The sequence below is a fragment of the Blastomonas ursincola genome (genome assembly GCF_013607875.1).
GTDB classification, from domain to species: Bacteria; Pseudomonadota; Alphaproteobacteria; order Sphingomonadales; family Sphingomonadaceae; genus Blastomonas; species Blastomonas ursincola.
Genome location: NZ_VDES01000002.1, coordinates 408,389 through 425,401 on the forward strand (window position 1 = coordinate 408,389; position 17,013 = coordinate 425,401).

Consider the following 17,013-nt stretch of genomic DNA (forward strand, 5'->3'; position numbering starts at 1 on the left):
CCCTTGAGGGGAGAAGGATACGAAGCCTTGCTGGCGGAGCCAGCTAGGCGCAGTTGGATGAGGGTGATGTGCGCGGGGGTTGCGCATTCCCCCTCTCCCAGCTCCGACTAGGCAGCGATCTGCCAAGTCTTCGCCACCCTCTCCCTCGTGGGGAGAGGGGTAAAGTGAGGAAAAGACCGATGACCACCACCACCCGTGCCCGTCCCGCTGCGCTGACGCTCACCCCGTCGGCCGAGGCGCGCATCGCGCATCTGATGGCGAACGCGCCCGAAGGGGCGATCGGGGTCAAGCTGTCGACCCCGCGACGCGGCTGCTCAGGCCTCGCCTATTCGGTCGATTATGTCACCGAAGAGGTGAAGTTCGACGAGAAGATCGAGACCGCCGGTGGCACCTTCTACGTCGATGGCGGATCGGTGCTCTATCTGATCGGATCGATCATGGACTGGGTCGAGGACGATTTCACCGCCGGTTTCGTGTTCAACAATCCCAATGCCAAGGGCAGCTGCGGCTGCGGCGAGAGCTTCACGGTCTGAAGCCCTCGCTCGTTCGCCGCACCGGCGGTCATTCGGTCGGGATCGGGCGTTCGCCGACGATCGACAGGCCATAGCCGTCGAGCGCCACCAGGCTGTGGTGAGAGTTGGTCAGCAATTCCATCTCGTTCACGCCCATTTCGGTGAGGATCTGCGCGCCGATGCCATAATCGCGCAGCTCTTCCATATCGGGCACGGCCTCGCCCGATTTCATCCGTACGGCGTTGCTGAGGCTGTTGATGCCGTGCCGGTTGAGCAGCACGACAAGGCCTGCGCCTTCTTCGCCGATCAGGTCCATCGCCTTGCCCAGCACGCCCGAGCGCGCGCCGGTCTCGCCGAAAATGTCCGCAAACGGGCTCAGCACATGCATGCGCACCAACGTCGGCTTGTCGGGATCGACATGGCCCTTTTGCAGCACGATCTGCTCGTTCTTCTCGGCCTTGTTGTAGAAGACGATCGCCTTCCACTCGCCGCCGTGACGGCTGGTGAAGCGCGCTTCAGCGCGGCGTTCGACCAGATGGTCGTGACGGCGGCGATAGGCGATCAGATCGCGGATCGTGCCGATCTTCATGCCGTGGATGTGCGCGAACTCGATCAGGTCGTCGAGCCGCGCCATGGTGCCGTCGTCGTTCATGATCTCGCAGATCACGCCCGAGGGATTGAGCCCCGCGAGTCGCGATACATCCACCGCCGCCTCGGTATGCCCTGCGCGCACCAGCACGCCGCCATCGCGCGCCATCAGCGGGAAGACATGGCCGGGGGTGACGATCTCCTCGGGCCCCTTGCTGGGGTCGATCGCGACGGTGACGGTGCGCGAACGGTCCGCCGCGCTGATGCCGGTGGTGACGCCGTCGCGCGCCTCGATCGAGACGGTGAACGCGGTTTCGTGCCGCGTGCCGTTGTTGCGCGACATGAGGTTGAGGCCGAGTTGCTCGACACGGTCGCGCGTCATGGCGAGGCAGATCAGCCCGCGACCATATTTGGCCATGAAGTTGATCGCATCAGGGGTCGCCATCTGCGCCGGGATGATGAGATCGCCTTCGTTCTCGCGGTCCTCGTCATCGACCAGGATATACATGCGCCCGTTGCGCGCCTCGTTGATGATCTCTTCGGCGGTCGCCATCACGCCGGCGGGGTCGCGCGAGAGATAGCGTTCCAGCTTGCCCAGCGTCTCGGCGGTCGGGTTCCAGTCGGGTTCGCCCAGCTTGCGCAGCGAATTGGCGTGCAGCCCTGCGGCACGCGCCAGCCCGGCGCGGCTTTCCTGGCCGGTCTCGATGATTTCGACGATGCGTTCGATCAATTGCGCTGACATGGGAATATCCTTTCGGACACTCCAGTATCACATCACAATGTGAGTCGAAATCGGAAAATCACATCGAAAGCGATTTTGCCTCGTTCATTCGCATCAGATAGCGCGCCAGCACGTCGATTTCCAGATTGACCGGATCGCCGGGCTGCAACTCGCCCAGCGTGGTCATCTCCCAGGTGTGCGGGATGATGTTGAGGCCGAAATGCACGGTCCCATCGGACTGGTCGGCATGGGAATTGACGGTCAGCGACACGCCATCGACCGTGATCGATCCCTTGGCGGCGATATAGGGCGCGAGCGCGGCCGGGGCGGCGATGGTGAAGCGGATCGAATCGCCTTCGGCCTCGCGCGCAGCGACGGTCCCGACGCCATCGACATGGCCGGTGACGATATGCCCGCCCAGCTCGTCGCCGATCTTCAGCGCGCGTTCGAGGTTCAGCCGCTTGCCCTGGACCCAGCGGTTGGCGGCGGTCTTGCTGACCGTTTCGGCGGAAATATCGACGGTGAACCAGTCATCGCCCTTGCTCGTCACGGTCAGGCACGCGCCCGAACAGGCGATCGACGCGCCGATCGCGACGCTGGCCATGTCATATTGGCAGCGGATGCGCGCGTGCAGGTCGCCGCGCTGTTCGGCATGCTCGATGGTGCCGATATCGGTGATGATGCCTGTGAACATGAAATGGGTCCTCGATGCGGCGGGTCAGCGCACCCGCTGGTAGCTTTCCATCCGGTCCTTGCCAAGCAGCCGCGTGTCGGCGAGCCGCCAGCGGCCATGCGCGTGCGCCAGATCGCTTAGCCCGATATCGCCCAAAGCCGCCATGCCGCGCCCGATCAGCACCGGTGCGCGGTAGAGCAGCAGCCGGTCGACCATGTCGCGCGCCAGAAACGCGGCGGCGACTTCCGCCCCGCCCTCGACCATCAGCCAGTCGGTTCCGTCCAGCGTCGCGATGTCCTCCGGCGCGGCGATACCGGTCCAGCCCGGCGGCGCATCGCCCATGCGGCTCAGCAGCACGCGGCGGGGGGAGCGATGCTCGATCCCGGGCAGACGCACGTCGAGCCTGGGCGCATCGGCGCGGAAGGTGCCACCGCCGACCAGGATGGCGTCATGCCGTGCGCGCTCGACATGCGCATGCGCACGCGCCGCATCGCCGGTGATCCAGCGGCTGGTGCCATCGGCAAGCGCGATCTGCCCGTCGAGCGAGGTGGCGAGCTTGAGCGTGACGAACGGACGGCCGAGCGTCTGCCGGGCAAGAAAACCGGCGAGGCTGGCGCGTGCCTCGCTCTCGAGCAGCCCGGTCTCGACCGCGATGCCCGCCGCGCGCAGCCGGTCGATCCCGGCGCCGTTGGTTCGCGGGTCGGGGTCCTGGCAGCCGATCACGACGCGCGCCAAACCGGCGGCGATCAGCAGATCGGAACAGGCCGGGCCGCGCGTGCTTTCATGGGCGCAGGGTTCGAGCGTAACATAGGCGGTGGCACCGCGTGCGGCATCGCCTGCCTGCGCGAGCGCCATGGCTTCTCCATGCGGGCGGCCGCCAGCGGCCGTCCAGCCGCGGCCGATGACGCGACCGTCGCGCACGAGCACGCAGCCGACCGAGGGATTGGGGCTCGACAGCGAACGCCCACGCTCTGCCAGAGCAATGGCGATGCGCATCCAGTCGGCATCGGACCGGACGGTCGGGATCACTCGGTATCCATGCCCAGCTGTTCGGCGAGGCGGCGATATTGCGCCTTGCGCTCTTCCTCGCGCTTCAGCGCCTCGGCTTCGCGCTTCTCCTTGAGCAGCTGGTTGGCCTCGATTTCCTTGCGGATCTGTTCGTCGCTGCGCCCCGGCTCCAGGCTGGTCACCCAGGTGATCTCGGGGCGCTTCCACTGCACCTCGAAGCCGGATTCGCTGATGAACGCGCCGAAGATTGCGATCGTGCACGCCGCCGACAGCGCGAGAAAGCGCCATTTATGCTCCTGCTGGTCGAACCAATAGGCCTTCAGGTCCGATGCAGCGCGCACCGGCGATATGTCGCGAAAGAATCCCATAAGGGTCAAGATAGGCGCTTGCGTCCGTCTTGACCAGTGCAGGCCTATTTCAGCGCCCCTTAGTTCACCAGGGGCTTCGTCCCATCGCCGAGCAGGATGAACGCCGCCCAGTAATAGGGATGCGAGGTCAGCGGATCGTCCATCGCCGCGCGCTGCGCCCTGGCGAGCGATTCGTTCATCGCGGTGCCGGGGCTAGCCTTGAACAGCGAGGAGATCAGATTCTCGGTCGCGTTGAAGTCATCGGGCACCGGCCAGTGGCTCGCCAGCACCGAGCGTGCTCCGGCGCCGACGAAGGCGCGGACCAGACCATCGAGCGCGAAATTGCCCCCGGTCTCGATCCCCGCTTCGCGCGAGGCCGAAACGGTCGCCAGTCCCGCCGTGTCGCAGGCCGAGAGAATGACCAGATCGGCATCGAGCTTCAGGTCGAAAATCTCCTTGAAGCTGAGCAGCCCATCCGAGCTCGCATCGCCGAACGAGGTGACCAGGGCGGGGCGTGCCGGGCATTCGGGGCGCGGTGCGGTGACCAGACCGTGCGTGGCAAAATGCAGGATGCGATAATCGTCGAGATCGTCGCGGCCCAGCAGCGCGGTGTCGCTGAAGCTCTGCTGGGTGATCACATTCGCCCGGCCTGCGCCGAGCACGTTCTGCGCCAGCTTGAGCTCAGCCGGCGAGATCGGGTCCATCCAGGTCGCAACCGGCCATTCGCAATCGGCTTCGCGCTGCGCGGAGGCGAGCTGGATCCGCTCGGGCGGCGGAGCGTTCTCGCCGACCCCCAGATAGGTCTGCTTGCCGCGCGCCGGAGCGATGGTGCGGACATCGGCGAACGAGCGCGGCGACACCGCGATCGAGAAGCGCCGGTCGCGCCCGAACCAGGCGACGCCGGTAAAGTCGAACGGGTCGGCATCGATCGCGGCCGAACGTTCCAGATACGCATCGACGCCCTTCTGGTCCTCGACCAGCAGGCCCGGCGGCAATTGCAGCAGCGCGCCATCGGGCTCGTAGACGAGATGCTCGATTCCTGCGAGATCCTGCTTGAGCCCGGGGAACAGCGCCTCGTAGAGCTTGCGCGCCTCGACGACGTCGAACGGATAGTTGGTCGGCTGACCATTCTCGATGACGACGATCGAATCGCGCAGCTTGGCCACCACCTTGTCGAGGTCGGCCCGGGTCAGCGCGATGCTGACGGTGCGCACCCTGTCCGCGGTGATCAGCTGACCATAGACCGTCTGCCCGACAAAGCTGACCTTGTAATAGCCTTCGCGCGGGCCGAGCAGCTTCTGCAGCTCCGCGAGCGTCACCGATGTCGGCGAGAGCACGCGATATTGCGAATACTGGCCCAGCCGCGATTGCAGCGCGGTCTGCTCGTTCTGCTGGGTGGTCAGCGATTCGCGCGCCAGCGCCAGCGTGGCCAGATCCTCGGGCGTCGGCGCTGGCAGGGCTTCGAGCCGCTGGATCTCGGCACTGGTGCGCGCGATCTCGCGGGTGCGCGTCACTGCCAGGCGGAACAGCGCCGAGGCTTCGTCATTGCCTTCGGAAAGCTCGCGCGCGAGCACCGCCTGGGTCTGTGCGACGCCGGGGCGCTGGAGCAGCTGGCTGGCGGTGAACATCCGCGCGGCGACCGACGGATCATTGTCGGCGCGCGTGGCGAGCTGGGCAAAATAGGGCGCCAGCATCTCCTTCATCGCGGCGCGCGCGCTCGGCACGGCTTCGCCCTCGGCGACGATCTCGTCATAGAGCGCGATCGAGGCATCGGCTTCGCCGCGTCGCGCCAGGAATGCGGCAAGCCGTCCCTTGGCGCTGAGCAGCCCGGGCGATTGCGGATAGTCGAGCTTGTAGATGTCGAGCGCCTCGGTGAGCCCTGCGCGCGCGCCTGCGAAATCGCCGCGCGATTCCTGGATCAGCGCGCGCTGGGTCGCCACTTCCGCGCGCAGCCAGCCGGTCGAACTGATCCGTCCGTTGCGCACCGCGACAATGCTGTCGATGCCCTGTTGCAGTGCGACCAGCGCCTGATCGCTCTGGCCCGACAGGCGAAGCGCGGTGCCGCGCAGCAGCAGCGCCTGCCCGTCCAGAATCTGCGCGCGCTCGGCTCCGGTCAGGCTCGCATCGACACCGCCCAGCCGCTTGAGCCCTGCATTCTCGCGGTTGATCTGGTCGGCAAGCATCTTGGTGATCTCGCCCTGCGACAATCGCGTTTCGCCGACCATCTCGGTATCGACCGATACCTGCCGGTCGAGCACCTTGAGCGCTTCCAGCGGGTTGCGCTGGTTGATCGCATCGATCGCGCGGAAATTGCGGATCATCCGCTGGGTGACGCCGTCGCTGGCCGCGACCAGCCGGTCGGCGCGCGCGAACAGCGCACCGGCGGTGGCGAAATCGCCCATGTTGGACAGCTGTAGCGCCTGATTGGCCAGAAACTCGGCGCTGCGCTCGCTGCCGCCCTGTTCGCGCGCGGCGAGCGTCTCGAAAAATTCGGCGGACTCGGCATAGGCGCCGTAATTGTTGCGGATATAGGCCTCGACGCGTGCCGATTCCTCGTCGAGCGTGCCCGCCTGGATGCGGGCGAACGCGGCAGGATCGCTCACCTGGGTGGTCGCGACATCGACCGTGCCGGGCACGGCGCGGTCGGTCACCAGCGCCGCGAGCGCCAGCTTGAGCGCCGAGTCATAGCCCGCAAGCCCTTCTGCGACGAACACCGTGTCGCCGCGCACGGCGGCATAGATGCGATAATCGACCCCGGCCTTGGGATCGCTGCATTCGATCACGCTCGCGCCGCCTGCGGTCTCGACCTCGGTGACCTGCTTCGTGCCGCAGGACAGGCGCGTGGCCGCGGCCGCGAGATAGCGCTCCAGCCGGTCGCCCTCGCCCCCGCGCAGCGCGTAGAGCGAGGCGACCGGGCTGGCGGCATCGCGGCACACCACGCGATAGCCGCGATCAAACATGCTGGTCAGCGCCGGGTCGGTCGGACGGTATTGCGCCGTGCACAGCACGCCCGCCGAACCGACGCGGAAGCTGTCGCGCAGCGCGATCGATTCCTGCGTCTGCGCCAGCGCGGGCGAGCCCAGCCCCACTGCCAGAGCGACCAGGGCCGTGCCGCCATGCCACAACGCGCGGGCCAGGCCAGGCTGAAGGGACGAGGGGCGGATCATGGCTGTCCTCCGGTATCGGGCACGGTTTCGGCGAGCGGCACGTCGAGCTGCAGATTGGGGTTGCCGCCGCTGGTCACGGGCTCGTCGATGATCGGCTCGACGCCCAGGCGGCGCGTGTTGACGATGGTCACCGGCGGCATGATCGGCTTGCGCGGAGCGGCCTCGCCACGCGCGGCCTCTTCGGCGGCGGCTTCGGCTTCTTCCTGCTCTTTCTGCGCCTCGCGCTCGGCCGCCGGGGTCGGCGGCGGCGGACCGGCATGGCTGATCACGGTCGGACCGGTCTCGGTAATGCCGCCCCCGCCGCACGAGATCGCGCTCAGCAGACAGCCGTTGACGCTGGACGTGCTGGTAAAGCCGCTCGGGCCGCCGCTGTCCTGTCCGGTGCTGCTCGTCGAGCGCGGGAAGATCAGGTCGCGCACCGAGGTGCCGTTGCGCACCAGATCGCCGGTATCGAGCAGCTGGCCATAGATCACCAGATCGATCAGGTTGGGCGTGCCCTGGCTCTGCGAACTGCGCGGGGTCACCTGGAAGCTGCCGACGCGGCCGAAAAAGCCTGCATTGAGCAGCGAGGTGCCGGTGTTCTGGATCAGCAGCGTGCTACCCACCGTGAACCTCAGGCTCGAGGCCTGGATCACGCCATCGGGGCGCGCAGTCGCGATCGGCAGGCCGAGCGCGGTGTCGCGGCCGACGAAATTGACGTTATCCGCCAGCCGCTCGAGCAGCGAGGCGCTGGCGATATGGATGTTGTTGGCGTTGATCGAGAGGATGCCGCCCGGCGAGCTGCCGTTGAGGAAGAGACCGCCGGTATCGGCGTTGATCTCCACGCGGCCCGCATTGAGCGACACGCGGTTGGTGGCCGCCATCGCATTGAACACGGCATTGCCGTTGACCCGGATGGTCCCCGGCGTGTTGATCGTCAGGCTGCCCTCGGACCCGTTGAGGTTGACGCCGCTCGACGCGCTCGACCCGTTCATCGTCAGCGCGCGAATCTCGACGCCGGTGCCGGTCGACGAGACATTGGGCGCGTTGATGACGATGTTCTGCGCGCGGATGCGCGAGATCTCGCTGCCGTCGAGCGTGTAGCCGCTCTGCTGCGACTGGCTGTCGGCCGTGCCGCCAATGACCACCGCGCCGCTGCGGTTGGCGGTCAGCGTGATCGTGCCGGTATTGGCATTGCCCAGGCCGCCACCCTGCGAGAAGGCGATATCACCCGAGCTGATCGCGATGGTCGGGGCGACCGCGAGCCCGCCGAACACCGCCGTGCCGCCGACGTCCAGGCTGATCCGCGCCCCCGCGGTGATCGTGCTGTTGGCCGAGAAGGTTCCGGTCGAGGCGCCGAGCAGCGTTCCCGTCGTCGTCGCGCCGATCGACACGCTGCCGCCGACGCGCGCGGGGGTGGCCGCGAGCAGGGCGTTGAGGTCGATCTGCGAAAGGTTGGCGGTCGGCGCCAGGCCCGCGCTGCTGGCGAGCAGCGTCGTGCCGCTGGTGCCGGTGCCGATGCTGCCCGTGCTGATGCTCTGCGAGGCGAGCAGCAGCGCGTTGGTGCCGGTGGTGACGTTGCCGGTGTTGAGATTGCCGTTCAGCGCTGCGGCGAACACCGCATTGGTCGCCTGGAGCGCACCGGTGGTCACGCTGGCGCCGCGCACGCGGATCTCGTTGGTCGAGCTGATAGCGCCAGTCACGATGCCCTGGTTGGCGCGCGCCAGCACGGTTCCGCCTGCGGTGATCGCGCCGGTGGTGATGCTGGTGGCATTGCCGAAATTGCCCTGGCCGTCATCCGATCCGATGCCGAGCAGGCCGAAGCTGTTGATCGTGCCGGTGACAATATTGCCCTGCGCGCCGAGCCCGATGCTGAAGCCGTTGGGCGATGTGCCCGGCCCAGTGGTGCGCAGATTGCCCAGCGTCATGTTGCCGCCAACGGTGGTGCCGATCCAGCTGCCTGCCGTGATGTCGCCGCCCGTGACCGATCCGGTCGCGGTGAATTGGGTGTTGGCTGACGAGGTCAACGTGCCGAAGCTCAGGTTGCCTGCGCTCGCCGCCATGGCGATGGCTCCCGCCGTGCTGGTGACATTGGCCAGTGCAATAGCGGTGCCGCCGATGTTCACCGTGCCGCCGGTAATCGCCCCGGTCGCGGTGAAGGTGCCCGCGCGCGAGCGCAGCTGCGCCGCGCCGGTGGCCGTGACGCCGCCGATGCTGACCGCACCCTGGCCGTCGACACTGACCTGCGAGCCGCCCAGCGTGCCTGCAGTGATCGGCCCGGTATCCGCCAGCAGCGTCACCGCACCACCTGCCGTGACATTGCCCACCGAAAGATTGCCGCCGGTGGCATTGAGGAAGCTGAACAGCGTCGAGTTGATCGCCCCGGAGCTGATGTTGGCCGCCGTGATGCCGACGCGCCCGCCATTGGCGGTGATCGCGCCGGAGTTGAAGCCGGTCCCGACACCGGCAAGCACGTTGCTGGCCTGGATCGGGCCGTTCACACTCAGGCTGCCGGCGGTTCGTACCGGGGTCAGGGCAAAGAGAGGCGTCGGATCGAAATCCTGTCCCAAAGAGGTAACCATCGAGGTGTTGCCGACATAGAAATAGCGGCTGGCGGCATTTCCGGTGGTGACCGCGCCGTTGAACAGGATATTGCCCGTGCCCAGCGCGATGATGTTTTCGCCGCTGGTGAGCGAACCGGCGTTGATCGTGCCGCCTGCGATAAAGCCGATATTGCGGGCGCCGGTCAGGTTGCCGACCTGGATATTGCCGGTCTGCGACAACAGGCCCACACTATAACTGGTAGTCGGCAAGGCACCTGCGGCATTGACATTGCCACCCGTGATGCTGCCCAGCGCCTCGATGGCGAACTCCAGCCCGGTCACGGCATTGCCGAACTGGACCGAACCGGCTGCTTCAAGCTCGGTATCCTGGCCAGACTGGATATCACCCAGCGCCATGTTGCCGGCGCGCGTATCCAGCACGATATAAGTGCCTGCCGTCAGATTGCCGATGGTCATGTTGCCGGCATTGACCAGCAGGTCGATATAGCCGTTGGTCGCGGTGACGGCAGACAGGGTCAGCCCGTTTGCTGCCGTCATGGCGACGAAATTGGCGGCCGTGATCGTGCCCGCATTGATCGCGCCAGTGGTCGACGTCAGGTTGACATGGTTGCCCGATGTCAGGTTGCCGAGCTGCAGCGCGGCGCCCTGAATGCCGATGACCCCGCCTGCGTTGATGTTGCCCAGGTTGATCGCGCCGCCGCCGACGGCCGTGAGGCTGCCGGGCGTGGCCAGATTGGCGGTAACGATGATCGCGCCATCGGATCGCAGATCCATGGCATTGGCGGTGATCGTGCCGATGGCACCGGGCGCGGTCACCACCGTGTCGGCAACGAAGCTTCCTGCCTGCACGCCGAATGCGCCCGCATTGACCGAGCCATTGTTCACCAGCACCGAAAGCTGGACGGGGGTGATGAAGGTGAAGCTGCCCGTGACGTTCACCGCGGCATCGGTGACCCGGATGTAATCCTCGACGATCCCGGTCGGATCTGGCGCATCGCCGGCATTGCCGATGTTGAACACCAGACTGTTGGCCGACAGGTCGCCATTGACCGCACGGACGAACGATCCGGTCTCCTGGGTGGTCGTGCCGTTGATGGCCCCGGTTCCCGCCGTGCCCCTCGCAATCGCGATGATGTCGTTCGCGATCAGGGTGCCGCGGTTGGTGGGCGCCTGGAACTGCTCGGTGCTTTCCAGGCCGATCACGCCCCCGATCGCGTTGCCGCCATTGCCGCGCAGCGTTCCTGCACCGCCATTGCCGCCGCCGGCATTGGCCAGCATCGTCAGGTTGCCCACCCGGGTCAGCGATCCGCGCGTGGCGAAGAAGATGTCGCCGCCATCGCCCAGCCCGCCATTGCCGCCATTGCCGTTACCGGTGGTGCCGATGCCGCCATCGCCGCCGGCGCCGCCAAAGCCATTGGCCTGAAGTGAGGCATCGGTCATCACCATGAAGCCGGTCGGCGTGGGATTGGGCCCGGTGGTGATCGTGCTGCTGACCGTGCCGATCTGCGTGTTGCCGCCCGTGCCGATTCCGCCTGCGCCGCCATTGCCGCCCAGGCCTGCAGATCCTGTGCCGCCCGCGCCGCCTGCGCCGCCAAAACCGTTCATCGACACCTGCAGGTTCAGGATGTCGAGCTGGCCGCCGCGCGCCGTGCCGATCGCCTGGGTCCGCCCGCCCGTGGCATTGCCGCCCGCACCGCCCGCCCCGCCGACCGTGCCATTGGCACCTGCGCCACCCGCGCCGCCAAAGGCGTCGGCAAGCAGCGTCACATTGTCGAAATCGAGCAGCCGGGTGGCCTGGCTACCGCCGGAGATCAGGGTGGCGAGGCCCCCCGTTGCATCGCCGCCGCGTCCGCCCAGCGCGCCGTCACCGCCGCGCGCCACAGCCGCGACGAACATGTCGCCGCCGGTCATGTTGCTCTCGTTCGCGCCGATGCGCGAGGTACCGCCGGTACCGGCGCCGCCATTGCCCCCCACCAGCGCATTGCCGCCGGTGCCATTGGCCACCATCGAGATCAGGCCGCCGAAATTGAAGCTGCCGATCACCCCGATCGTGCCGGTTTCGGTCAGGCCGCCCGTGCCCACGCCGCCATTGCCGGTCTGCGCCGATCCGCCGATGCCGTTCGTCGCCATGGTCAGTGCGTTGCCGAACATCATCTGGCCGCCGCCCGTACCGAACACCACCGCTGCGGTGCGGCCGCCAGTGGCATTGCCGCCATTGCCGGTCAGCAGGCTGTTGCCGCCGAACGCGCCGGCATCGAGCGAGGTCGTGCCCAGGATGCTGATCGAGCCCGATTGCGCCTGAACCGCCACGGTGCCGCCCAGGGCATCGCCGATGGTGCCGGTGAATGCAGAACCCGAATCGCCGATCGCATCGGCGACGAGATTGGCCGCAATGGTGATGGCTCCGCCGCTGTCGCGCGATTCGACGATGGCCGAACCGCCGGTCGCGGCGCCCGAATTGCCCGCGCCGTCGCGCACGACGCCGCTCAGGCCCTGCGCCGACATGAACACATTCTGGCTGAGCGCGATCTGGCCATTGCCCAACGAGAGGATGTTGGCAAAACCGCCGGTCGCCGCACCGCTATTGCCGCCTGCCGCGCCCGATCCGCCGAATGCGGACGAGTTCATGTTCGTCTCGCCGGTAACGGTGACCCGTCCGTTGGCCTGCGCAAAGATCTGCGTATCGCCGCCATCGCCAAGGCCGCCCGAAGTGCCGACGCCCGCACCCTGGCCGCCAAAGCCCTGTGCGCTCAGTTCGGCGGTGCTGCCGATCTGGATGATGCCGCCCACGATCGATCCGATGATCGCCTGGCCGCCGGTGCCGATGCCGCCCGATCCATTGCCGCTGATCGCGCTGCCACCGGTGCCATCGGCATTGACCGTGCCGATGGCACCGATCGCCAGCGTGCCCGCGCCAGCACCCAGATTGGCGAGGCCGCCGGTGCCATTGCCGCCGCGCACGCCCCCGATGCTCGCGCCGCCGGTCCCGCGCGCGTCGGTGGTGGCATTGCCGGTGATGCTGATCGAGCGGTCGTTCACCGCAATGCGAACGTCGCCGCCCAGGCCATTACCCGCAATGCCGTCGCCGCCGCCCGTGTTGTCGCCGCCTATGCCGGTCGCGGCAACAAATGCATTGCCGGTGATCGTGATCTGACCGCCCGTATTCTGCGAGATCGACGCGCGCCCGCCCGTGCCGTTGCCGCCATCGACCCCGGTCAGCGAAGAGCTGAATGCGGCGCCATTGGCGTTGATATCGACATCGCCGGTGATGTTGATCGCCCCGTTGGCCAGCGCGGCGATCTGCGCCGTGCCGCCAGTGCCGTTGCCCGATCCGCCTTGGCCAGAGGTCGTCGCCGAACCCCCGACGCCGCCTGCGCTGATGAACAGGCCGTTGCCGAGCGTGATGACACCGCTGGTATTGGTGTTGACCAGCGCCGTGCCGCCGACGGCATTACCGCCGATCGTGCCCTGCCCGCCCGAGGCAAGGGCGCTGACATCCGATATTCCGGTGACGTTGAGCGAACCGCCCGCCGCGTTGATCACCATTTGCGCCTGGCCGCCAGTCGCGTCGCCGCCAACGCCGCCAGCGGTCTGGGCGCTGCCGCCATTGGCAAGCCCCTGCAGCGTGACATTGGCACCGGCGTTCAGAATGCCGCCCGCGCCGAAGATCTGCGCGAACGCGCGGCCGCCGATGCCATCGCCCCCCCGGCCAGTTGCCGAGGAGGTTGCGCCGCCAAGACCGATGCCGGTGACCAGCAGGTTGCCCAGAACACCGGCCGTGCCGCCGATACCCGCACCGAAGGCGGCGGTACCGCCCGTACCGTTCCCGCCCCGCCCGAAGGCCGATTCACCGCCAAAGCCATCAGCGTTGAGCGTTGCCGAACCGAAGATGATGAGCGCGTTGCCTGTCCCGGCGGCGGTCGAATTTCCTGCAGCGACCGAGACCTGTCCACCAAAGCCGTTGCCTGCCGTGCCTGAGCCGTAATCGGCGCTGCCGAAGCCGTTGGCGACCGCGTTGAGATTGCCGCTCAGGGAGATGCGCCCGTCCGTTCCGGTGCTGGATACGACCACCAGCCCGCCCCGACCGAAATTGCTGCCGACGACCGTCGAAGGTTCGCCGATACCGGCAAAGCCACTGGCCGACATGTCGACATTGCCGGCGATCGTGATCTGCCCGCCCGAATCGCTCTGCAGCAGGGCCGTCCCGCCGGTACCGCTGCCGACGCTGCCCGAGATGAAATTGTTGCCGCCAAAGGCGTCTGCGCTAACCCGGGCCGTTCCGCCGATGGTGATGACACCATTCTGGAATGCCCTGATCTGGGCGGTGCCAGCGGTGACATTCTCGCCTGCGGTGGCGGCAAAGCGGTCGGCGGATACCAGCACATTGCCCGCGACCGAGGCGGTCCGTCCGTTGCGCGCGGTCAGCCGGGCGTTGTTGGGCGAGCGCAGGGTGAGGTCGCTTGCAAAGCTGAGATCGGCATTGAACGCATCTGCCACCGCTTCGGTCACGCCCGCGCCCGTCAGCGACGAGGTGATCGTCGAATCGCTGATGAACAGGCGTGCCTGTTGCGCGGCATTGACTGCGGCGCTGTCGTCAATGGTATCGCCGAACACATTGTAGCCGGCTGAAAGGATGATCGAGTTGCCGACCACATTGGCGGCGCCCGCCACGTCGAAGCCCAGCTCGCTGCCGGCGCCGATTGCCATATAGATGGCGTTGTTCTTGGGCACGGCGACCATGTAGATGCGGTGATTGTCGCCGGCCCCGGCGCTTACCGGGCCACCCGTCTTGCCGTCGTGGAAGATAGCAGCGTTGCCGGTGATGGGATCGGTGGTCGCCGGATCGCCATTGGTGCCTGTCGTCACCTGAATGTCGAACAGCCCGCCGGTGCCGAAGGTGATCGTCGCCGCCTCGGCACCGACCATCAGCGCCGATCCATTGACATCGATCGTACCGCGCTGACGGACGATCGGCGAGACCATCGCGACATAGCTGTTTTCCGGCGTCGCCTGAACCAGCGCGCCCGGATCGATTTGCACATAGCTGGTCGCGGATGCCGCCGGGCCGAGGGTGAAGGAACCGCCCGCATTAATGAAATTGCCGCTGGCGTCGCGCACCGGATCGAGGCTGGTCAGCAGCAGCCCGCCGACATCGATCACCCCGGTCGATCCGATGACGATGCCGCCGGGGCTGTAGAACCAGACATTGCCGCCCGACACCAGACCCGCGCCGGTCTGCAGCTGGCTGATGACGGTGCCATTCATCGCGATCGCGCGATTGGGGTCGGTCGGGATGATGCGGTTGAGGACGGTGAACTGGTTCTGGATGGTCGGGTTGTTGCGGAAGAAGGCGGTCCGGCCATTGGGCAGGAAGTTGATCACCCCGCCGCCGATCGCGGTGTCGTTGGTGGTCCAGTTGATCACCGCCTGGTTGGTATCGACCCGGATATTGTCGGCACCCGGCGTGCGGTTGATGCCGACTCCGCCCGAGACCACGGTAGGCGTACCCTCGAAGGCCTGGGCATGAGCGGTGCCTGTCCCTCCGATCGCCAGGCCGGTAGCCAGCGCAAGCGCCGATGTCGCCTTGGCCAGCAGGATGCGGCGGGCGGTCAGGTTGCGGTCATAAGCCATCAGCGGGCTCCCCAGGGCAGTAGCAAGGTGGTGAGGGTGAACAGGATGCGCGGATCGGGCGTGTCGGTGCGCAGCCCTGCGGCCTCGGTCGGCACCGCGACGGTGACGTCGAGCCGGAACCGGTCGCTCAATCGCGCGCGCGCGCCGATGCCGACCGAGCTCAGCCGCTGCGGGTCGCCGGGGCGGCCATCGTCCCAGGTCCAGGCGACGTCCATGAAGGCGAACGGCTGGAACGAGAAATCGACATCCTTGATCGGCGTGATCTGCGGGCCGCGCAGTTCGGCCTGGAAACCGACGCCATCGTCGCCGACGATCGTGCCCGGATCATAGCCTCGGCCGATGGTGAAGTTGCCACCCGAATATTCCTCGAAACTGAGCACCGGATCGAAGGCAAGCTGGCCGCGGCCGCGGATGAAGATCGAGCCCTTGTCGCCGAACGCCGCCTCGGCGGACAGTTCGCCGCGGATCAGTGTCGAGGTCGGATCGCCATCGCCGCGCGTGGTCGGGGTGCGCACCAGTGCGCAGACGAAATTGCATGGATCGCTTGCACCCAGGATCGACAGGCCCTGGCGGAATTCGAGCAGCCCGGCCATGCGCCAGCGCGGCGAGGCGCCATTGGCCATGTCGATCGCCTCGCCCGACAGCTGGGCATAGGCGATGCGCAAGCGGTCGCGCGAGAGCGGGCCGATGAAATCGATGTCCTGATCGACATAATCCATCCCCACCGTGCTGTAGAGCGATCCGGCCTGGCTGCGCAGCAGCGGATAGCGCGCCTCCGCGCTGGCGAGCAGGGTGGTCGCGGTGATCTTGGCGGAGACCCCGGCAGGCAAGTTGATGTCCGGCTCGGTCCAGGCATAGGTGAAGCGCCCGGCCAGGGTCAGGCCTTCCGAACCTACGCGGAATTCGTGCCCCGCCTGGACGATCTGCTGTTCCTGGAAATCGAGCGTCGAATAGGCCGAGACATAGGTGCGGTCGCCCATGCCGGTCAGGCCATAGAATTGCGCGCGCAGCTGCGCGCCATAGGGGCCGGCATCGCGCGCCGCCAGGTTCTGGACGTTCAGGTCAACCTCGAACGGGGTGCGCCGCACCGTGACATCGCCGATCAGCTCGCCCGGGCCTGTGCCCGCAGGGACCAGCGTCAGCCGGATATCATAGCCGGGCAGATCGCGCGCGAGCAGCAGATAGCGTTCGGCCAGCTTCTGGTTGAACACCGTGCCTTCGGTCAGCCGCTCCAGATAGCTGGCGACCAGCTTCTCGCCATTGCCCGCATCGCCGCGCACGCGGATCTGCGTCAGCTTGGCATAGAGCACCTCGAACTGCACCACGCCATTGTCGATGCGCTGGGTGGGTACCTGCACGGCGGCGATATAGCCATCGCGGCGCAGCTTGGTGGCGACCGCATCGCGGATTTCGCAAAGCACCGCGACCGGCTGTTCGGTGCCGATATAGCGTTCGTACAGCGGACGCAGCTCGATCGGCGCGATGGGGCCCAGATTGTTGAAGCGCGCCTCGGTCAGCGTCAGTTTGACATTGGCATAGGCAGGGTCGGCCAGCGGGCAGGGCGCGCGCTCGATATCGCCTTCGACCGTCAGGCGCGCAGGCCGTTCGCTGCGCTGCTGCACCGGGCGCTCGATTTCCTCGCGTGTGGGGGGCGAGGGGACATTGACCTGCTGGGCATGGCTCGCGCTCGTCCACAACAGCCCGGCGCAGGTCGCGGTGCCCAGAATCAGCTGTCGCGTGCGGAAATGGCGTTGTCCCAAGATCACCCCCTGTAACCTGTGCGGATACCGAGGAGACGCGGACACCAATGCATCACCCCGGAC

General features: G+C 67.1%; 8 protein-coding genes. 1 reads left to right on the forward strand and 7 read right to left on the reverse strand.

The features are described 5' to 3' along the window. Positions 1–179 precede the first annotated feature (179 nt). Positions 180–533, forward strand: a complete 354-nt coding sequence (locus FG486_RS07995) for a HesB/IscA family protein (protein WP_181267171.1) — start codon at positions 180–182, stop codon at positions 531–533. A gap of 28 nt (positions 534–561) precedes the next feature. Here the strand turns inward: FG486_RS07995 and ribB are convergent, their stop codons facing one another. The 7 genes from ribB to FG486_RS08030 are packed head-to-tail and all read right to left on the reverse strand — an operon-like array spanning position 562 to position 16,950. After that, positions 562–1,842 (reverse strand): 3,4-dihydroxy-2-butanone-4-phosphate synthase, encoded by a 1,281-nt coding sequence (gene ribB, locus FG486_RS08000; protein ID WP_181267172.1) that lies wholly within the window; start codon positions 1,840–1,842, stop codon positions 562–564. Positions 1,843–1,900: 58 nt separating this feature from the next. Continuing rightward, complete coding sequence (locus tag FG486_RS08005; RefSeq protein ID WP_181267173.1) at positions 1,901–2,515, reverse strand: riboflavin synthase; 615 nt, start codon at positions 2,513–2,515, stop codon at positions 1,901–1,903. Between the two features lie 24 nt (positions 2,516–2,539). Continuing rightward, positions 2,540–3,523 carry a bifunctional diaminohydroxyphosphoribosylaminopyrimidine deaminase/5-amino-6-(5-phosphoribosylamino)uracil reductase RibD gene (gene ribD / locus FG486_RS08010; RefSeq protein WP_338401592.1) on the reverse strand — a complete coding sequence of 328 codons (984 nt, stop codon included), beginning with the start codon at positions 3,521–3,523 and terminating at the stop codon, positions 2,540–2,542. Then, positions 3,520–3,879: a hypothetical protein gene (locus tag FG486_RS08015; protein ID WP_181267174.1), complete on the reverse strand. Its 360-nt coding sequence runs from the start codon at positions 3,877–3,879 to the stop codon at positions 3,520–3,522. The genes ribD and FG486_RS08015 overlap by 4 nt, the downstream gene beginning before the upstream one ends. A 50-nt stretch (positions 3,880–3,929) precedes the next feature. Further along, positions 3,930–7,016, reverse strand: a complete 3,087-nt coding sequence (locus tag FG486_RS08020) for a CHAT domain-containing protein (protein ID WP_181267175.1) — start codon at positions 7,014–7,016, stop codon at positions 3,930–3,932. Beyond that, a complete protein-coding gene (locus FG486_RS18285; RefSeq protein WP_181267176.1) occupies positions 7,013–15,190 on the reverse strand; it encodes a hypothetical protein in 8,178 nt (2,725 codons plus the stop codon). Before FG486_RS18285 ends, FG486_RS08020 begins: the two co-directional genes overlap by 4 nt. After that, the gene (locus tag FG486_RS08030; protein ID WP_241695660.1) at positions 15,190–16,950 is read right to left on the reverse strand and encodes a ShlB/FhaC/HecB family hemolysin secretion/activation protein; all 1,761 of its coding nucleotides are present in this window, start codon (positions 16,948–16,950) and stop codon (positions 15,190–15,192) included. The genes FG486_RS18285 and FG486_RS08030 overlap by 1 nt, the downstream gene beginning before the upstream one ends. Positions 16,951–17,013: the final 63 nt, after the last annotated feature.

What these genes read in the sequence shown, in the direction of transcription:
- FG486_RS08005 (WP_181267173.1), bottom strand. Translation starts at nt 2,515, where the DNA reads ATGTTCACAGGCATCATCACCGATATCGGCACCATCGAGCATGCCGAA.
- FG486_RS18285 (WP_181267176.1), bottom strand. Translation starts at nt 15,190, where the DNA reads ATGGCTTATGACCGCAACCTGACCGCCCGCCGCATCCTGCTGGCCAAG.
- FG486_RS08020 (WP_181267175.1), bottom strand. Translation starts at nt 7,016, where the DNA reads ATGATCCGCCCCTCGTCCCTTCAGCCTGGCCTGGCCCGCGCGTTGTGG.
- FG486_RS07995 (WP_181267171.1), top strand. Translation starts at nt 180, where the DNA reads ATGACCACCACCACCCGTGCCCGTCCCGCTGCGCTGACGCTCACCCCG.
- ribB (WP_181267172.1), bottom strand. Translation starts at nt 1,842, where the DNA reads ATGTCAGCGCAATTGATCGAACGCATCGTCGAAATCATCGAGACCGGC.